At 28.5% G+C, this 6,328-nt stretch carries 7 protein-coding genes and 1 other RNA gene; all 8 read left to right on the top strand.

Annotation, left to right across the window (positions count from 1 at the left end):
* Nucleotides 1–305: 305 nt before the first annotated feature.
* Entirely contained in the window at nucleotides 306–440 is a 135-nt protein-coding gene (rpmH, locus tag CXP39_RS03940; protein ID WP_027048299.1) for a 50S ribosomal protein L34, read from the top strand.
* 20 nt (nucleotides 441–460) lie between these two features.
* Nucleotides 461–793, top strand: coding sequence for a ribonuclease P protein component (gene rnpA, locus CXP39_RS03935; RefSeq protein WP_027048298.1), 333 nt, complete (start codon nucleotides 461–463; stop codon nucleotides 791–793).
* Between the two features lie 16 nt (nucleotides 794–809).
* Entirely contained in the window at nucleotides 810–1,997 is a 1,188-nt protein-coding gene (gene yidC, locus CXP39_RS03930; protein ID WP_051591882.1) for a membrane protein insertase YidC, read from the top strand.
* 61 nt (nucleotides 1,998–2,058) lie between these two features.
* Nucleotides 2,059–2,865: an HAD-IIB family hydrolase gene (locus tag CXP39_RS03925; protein WP_027048296.1), complete on the top strand. Its 807-nt coding sequence runs from the start codon at nucleotides 2,059–2,061 to the stop codon at nucleotides 2,863–2,865.
* Between the two features lie 4 nt (nucleotides 2,866–2,869).
* A complete protein-coding gene (locus CXP39_RS03920) occupies nucleotides 2,870–3,670 on the top strand; it encodes an HAD-IIB family hydrolase (RefSeq protein WP_027048295.1) in 801 nt (266 codons plus the stop codon).
* Nucleotides 3,671–3,689: 19 nt separating this feature from the next.
* Nucleotides 3,690–3,773, top strand: an RNA gene (ffs, locus tag CXP39_RS03915) — signal recognition particle sRNA small type.
* A gap of 16 nt (nucleotides 3,774–3,789) precedes the next feature.
* A complete protein-coding gene (locus CXP39_RS03910) occupies nucleotides 3,790–4,227 on the top strand; it encodes a nucleoside deaminase (protein ID WP_027048294.1) in 438 nt (145 codons plus the stop codon).
* Between the two features lie 93 nt (nucleotides 4,228–4,320).
* A complete protein-coding gene (gene dnaX, locus CXP39_RS03905; protein ID WP_027048293.1) occupies nucleotides 4,321–6,327 on the top strand; it encodes a DNA polymerase III subunit gamma/tau in 2,007 nt (668 codons plus the stop codon).
* Nucleotide 6,328 lies beyond the last annotated feature (1 nt).

The raw sequence follows: 6,328 nt of genomic DNA, 5'->3' as shown, positions 1-6,328 counted from the left end.
AAAGTTTTTCTCCTAACGTGTTTAGATTATAAAATAATTAACAAGCAAAAACTTTTAAAATGTTGATAAAATTGTTTTTGTTAGCAAATTAATAAGACCACATTTTTTAATAAATTAGAAGTTTTCATTGTCTGCTAAGATTTTCCACTTTTCCACATTAGTTGTTTTTTATTGTGGAAAACTTTTGTAAAAAAAAATTTCAAAAGAAAAGACGCCAATTATTTAAAATAACTGAATCAAAACAGAGACTTTTCATATATAATATTTATTGAAATTGTCTAAATAAAGGAGGATTGACGAAACTTATGAAAAGAACTTGACAACCATCAAAAATTAAAACTGCTCGTACTCACGGTTTCAGAGCGAGAATGGCTACTAAAAACGGAAGAAGAGTAATTAAAGCTCGTAGAGCTAAAGGTAGAGCTAAATTATCTGCTTAATTACTTAGATATAAATTTTGATGAAGAATAAAAGAATTATCAAGGGCAACTTTGATTTTCAAAATATAATATCAAAGCAAAAAACATTAAAAAATATTGCTTTTGTTTTATATTTTGAAAAAACACAAAACAATTTCTTAGAATATGGAATTAGTGTTGGTAAAAAAATTGGTAACGCTGTTATAAGAAATAAAATTAAAAGACAAATTAGAATGATGATTAGCGAAATTATTCAAACAGATAACGGTGGTAAAAATTTTCGAATCGTTATTATTGCTCGAAAAGCAATTTTGGATAAAGACTTTGAATTTAACAAAAAGGCTTTAACAAAATTAATTGAGCAACTTAAATAGAAAGGGGTATAACCTTTTGTATAAAGCAAATAACAATGTTATGAGTTATCTTAATCCGCAAAAGATGGGGAAGGGTAAATCATCAAAAAAAGAGATCTTATTGAAGGTTTGAAAATGAACTAAAATTTTAGGATTTTTATTCATTATTATTTCTATGTTATGAGGTTGTGTACAAATGTATCAATCTCAATATATGGTTACAGATATTTTAGATATGACTGGTAATAGAGTTATTACCCCGGGAGTTTCATTTGAAATTGCGATTCGGTCATTAGGAGATTTTGCCGGAAAAGATCATATTATTATTGGCAATGGTGTCGATGCATCTGAATATGGTTATAACGTTATAACCAGTTGAGGAGAGGCATTTAGCAAAACAGGATCTCCTTTTTATGGATTCTTTGTTTACCCAACAGCGTTTGTGTTAACAGGAATTATTAGGGGATTTGCTGGGACATTGCAACCAGGATTTAGCAATAGTGAACAAAGTAGATATGGTATTTCTGTTTTCTTTGGAATTTTATTTACTGTTGTTATTATTAAGTCTATTACGTTAGCATTTACTTGAAAATCACAGAAAAATCAGATTAAAATGCAGCAAATGCAGCTGAAACAAGCAGAAATTCAAGCAAAGTATAAAGATAAAAAAGATCAACTATCAAAAAGTAAACAACAACAAGAAACAATGGCGTTGTATAAAAAAGAAGGAATTTCTCCAATGTCATCAGTTGCTGGAGGATTTGCCTCAATGCCATTCTTGTTTGCTATTTATGCAATCGTTAGATCAACAAGAGCATTGAAAGTTGCTAATATTGGACAAATTTCATTAGTTGCTAAACCATGAGAACAAGTGACAAATGGAAATTGAATTTACTTTACATTATTGGCAGTTTATTTACCATTGCAGATTCTTTCAATGTTGTTGCCAACATTGTTGCAATATCATAAACAAAGAAACATCACTTTGACTGAAGCACAGAGAAAAGCTCGTAAAAAACAATTAATCTTACAATTAGTAATGATGGTTGTATTTATCTTCATTGTCGCATCTGTTGCGTCGGGGGTTGCAATTTACTGAATTATTTCTTCAACATACCAAATTTTCCAAACACTTGGATTCCATGTTTATAATCAAAAACATATAAAAACAGGAAACCGAGAAAGAGAAAGAAGACTTCGTCAGCAAGCAAAACAAATTAAATAAAAAAAGAATGGCGCAGGCTGTTCTTTTTTGTATAAAATATTTGTAACAAAAGAGGTACCAAATGAAATGATTTTTTACAGATTTTGATGGAACATTAAGAAATTCACGAACACACGAAAATGAGATAAATTTAAATGATCTAGAATTTGTGAAAACTTTGCAGAAAAATGGTCATAAACTGATTGTGGCTACTGGAAGACCGTATTCATCAATTAAAAAATATATAGAAGCACAGTATCAATTACATCCAGATTTTTATATTTGCAATGCGGGAGCAACTATTAATAATCAAAAAGATGACGTTTTATACACTCATGAGTTTTATAAAAAAGATCAAGATTTGATAACAGAAAAACTGATTGAAATGGAAAAAGAGATTACTTCAATTATTTATGCAACTTCAACTGAAGAAAAAATGTTATTTGATAAAGAATGGAACTTCGAAAAAGAAAAATTATTTATCGATATGACTCCACAAAATAATGAAATTAATATTTTGCATGATAAAAAGTTAATTTGCTTTAAAATTCTGTGTGAAAAGCCCGTCTGAAACAAGATAGTTGAATGATTAGAAAGTCAAAACTTAAGAGTAAATTTGACAACCAATAATGTCAAAGGCCTAACATTTAGCGAAATACACCCTGAAGGGATCAATAAGGGCAATGCTATTCGAATCTTGCAAAGTCAATTTAATTTTAAAGATTCCGATGTCATTGTAGCAGGTGACGATAATAATGATATCTCAATGTTTGAGGAGTTTTTTGATAATTCCTACATTATTGAGCAAGCATATAATGCTGATATTCAAAAATATGCAAAAAACATAATTCAACAAATAAGCGAGATTGCAGTTAATAGAAATGAGTAAAAAAATGGCAAAATGGTTTTTTACAGATTTTGATGGAACACTGAGAAATTCAAGAAATAATGATTTGAAGTTAAATCCAGATGATCATCAGTTTGTTTTAAATTTTATAGAAAAAGGCAATATTCTAGCAGTTGCAACAGCTAGACCATATATGCAAATAAAAAAATTTTTGAAGCAGCATTATAATTTACGTCCAGATTATTTAATTTGTAGTAATGGAAGTTGTGTTTATGATAAAAGCGGAAATTTATTGTATGATAATCCAATTCCAAAATTGGAGCAAAAAGAACTTTTTGATACACTAAAAAAATATGAGGAGAATGTCATTGGGTTGATATATACAACTATTAATAAAGAAGAAGTTTTGTTTCACAAAACATGAAATGAGGAACTAAAAGATGCTTACTTTGGAATGATGCCAGAAAATAAATCTCTAGAGTCGTTAGAACAAGCTGATATTCTTTCTATGAGAATCATTGTTGAAGAAAACCTTAAAGTACAAATAGAAAGATTTGCTGAAAAATTTAGACTGACAATTGGACAGTATATTTTTAACTTCAATGATGGAATTTACATTGATATTACGTCTATAAAAACTACCAAAGGACAAGCAATTCGTCAATTACAAAAATTGACAAAGTTTGATGATAAAGATGTGATCGTTGCTGGAGATGATGTGAATGATTTTTCAATGTTTGAAGAATTTTATGAAAATTCTTATCTTATTAAGCAAGAGAGAAATGCGACTTTTAGAAGTCAAGCAAAAAAAGTAATTGAGCAAATACATGAAATTGAAGTAGACTAATTTAAATGATATAATATTTATGCCGTAATAAAGATAACGTCTGAATTGGTCAGGACCGGAAGGTAGCAGCTATAAGGATCTGTGTCTTGTATTGCGGTTTTTTTGTGAGGAATTAATTTATGAAAGAGAGTATATTTGAATTATTAATAAAAACGGCTAAATTGGCTTTAGAAACCGAAGATATTCCAGTAGCAGCAATTGTTATTAATCAAGATAACAAAATTACTGGAGTTGGTTTTAATACTCGCAATAAGGAACAAAATATTGCTTGTCACGCAGAAATTAATGCAATAAATCAAGCAATTAAAAATAGCGGAGTTATTAATTTATCAGGATACAAAATTATCTCAACATTGGAACCATGTGAAATGTGCTATGGAGCAATCAAACAAGCCAAAATCAAGGAAATTAATTTTATTCTAAGTAATGCAAAATATGGAATTAACAACATTTATAGTATTAATGATATTGATATAAAAATAGTTAAAATTGGTAATATTCAACAGCAAAATAATTATCAAGAATTGCTAGAGACTTTTTTTAAAAATAAACGCTAAGAAAAACTGAGAGTATTCTCAGTTTTTCTTTTTATAACTTAAAATATCAAAGATTATAAGTGATAAAATAGTATGGAATAATCAGGAGGACTTATGATGGAAAACAAAAAATCGCTGTATCGAACATATCGCCCCTCAACTTTTAAAGCTTTAGCAGGACATAAGAATATTGTTGACATTTTGGTTAAACAATTAAAAGAAAACAAAATATCACATGCTGTATTATTTGCAGGACAACGTGGGACAGGAAAAACATCTGTTGCAAGAATATTTGCTAAAAGTGCTAATTGTACCAATTTAGCTGATGGTTTTTGTTGTGAAAAGTGTGAAAATTGCTTTTCTGCTAATAATAATTCTGCACCAGATATTTTTGAAATTGATGCTGCTTCTAATAATGGTGTAGATGAAATTCGTGGTATTAAAAATAATGTTTCAACTTTACCAGTTTTGGGAAAATATAAAGTTTATATTATTGATGAAGTTCACATGTTAACAAAGGGAGCTTTTAATGCATTATTGAAGACTTTAGAAGAGCCTCCAGCACATGCCCTTTTTATTTTAGCAACAACAGAATATGCAAAAATACCTGCAACAATTATATCTAGGTGTCAAACTTTTAATTTTCAAAAAATTGATAAAAGCTCTTTAAAAGACCGTCTAAAATTAATTTCTAAAGAAGAAAAATATATTGTTAGTGAAGAAGTACTTAATGAAATATTTTACTTGTCTGAAGGATCACTAAGAGACGCTTTAAATATACTGGAGCAGCTAATGATTGTAAATGATTCAGAAATTAATATTGAAAGTTTGAAGGCAATTTTTTATATTGCGACCAAACATGAAAAAATTGCCATTATTGAAAGCATTATTAATGGAGAATTTGAAAGAGTAATTAATTATTTTGAAAAAGCTGATGGTCAGGGAATGGACTTTGACGTATTTGCTTTAAGTTTAATAGAGATTATTAAAGAGGTTATTGAATATAAATTAACAAATAATGTTGATTTTTTAAGAGTTTTAGAAAAAGATGATTTGAAAGTAATTCAATTATCATCTTTAGAAACTATGTTTAGACTGGCTGATAATTTAAGTGAAGCATATGCTAAAACAAAGGGAACTACAGTTAGTTTTAATTATTTGCTGATTAGCTTATTAAAATCAGTGGCGGATATTAAAGTTAAAGATAAAAACCAACCAACCCACTCAATCGAAAAAACAGAAGAAACAAAAATTATGGGTGAGGATAGTCAAAAGACTAACATTAAAATAATTAATGTAGAAGAAGAAGGAAAAGATACAAGTCAAGAGAAAGTTGATTTTGAGTCTAAAACTTCAATAGATACCAAAAACATTCAAGAGCAAACTTATAAAGATAGTATGACTGAAAGAAAAGTTAATGAAAATTTGGAGAAACTTTTGGAATCGCAAAATCAGCTTAATAATTTAAAACAAGAATCACGCATTATTGATAATTCAATTAATAAAAAAGATGAAGCCACTAAAATCGTTAATGAATCGACGACATTGTTGCTTTCAGAATTGGCAAATTTGCAAAGTTTGGAAATTTTAAATAATAGTGATCAAGAATCACATTCAGTTGAACTTTCTAACATAATCAATTTACTAGTGGGAGCCAAAAAAGAATTCCGTGATTTAATAGACAAAAAAATTGCGCAATGATTTGAATTAGATGAAAATAATAAGTTGATTCATTCGGAAAAAGCGCAAGTATTTTTTCCATTTTATAAAGCAAAAGTATCAGCGGTTTCTAAGCAAGAAATTTTAATAAAGTGCGACGACTTTGCACAAGCGAAGTTGTTGTGTTTAAAATTGGAAAATAGAGAATTTCGCCAAAAAGTTTTTAAGGAATTTGGTAGAGAATTTATAATTTATGCGATCGATTCAAATAAATGAGAAGATGTCAAAATTGAGTTTAAAAATTTGAAAGTTAGAAATAGCTTGCCAACACGCATTGAAGTAGGAGTATTTGAGTATTATGATAGTTTGGCTAAAAGTAAATTAGAAAAAACTTTGAATAATGATCTAATTGAGGGAGCAGCAAAAATATTTGATATAGAAGAAATAGAAATCGGAGAGTAAT

Origin of the sequence: Mesoplasma syrphidae, assembly GCF_002843565.1 — a bacterium.
Classification (GTDB): Bacteria; Bacillota_I; Bacilli_A; order Mycoplasmatales; family Mycoplasmataceae; genus Tullyiplasma; species Tullyiplasma syrphidae.
This window is presented reverse-complemented; position numbering and strand designations above follow the sequence as displayed.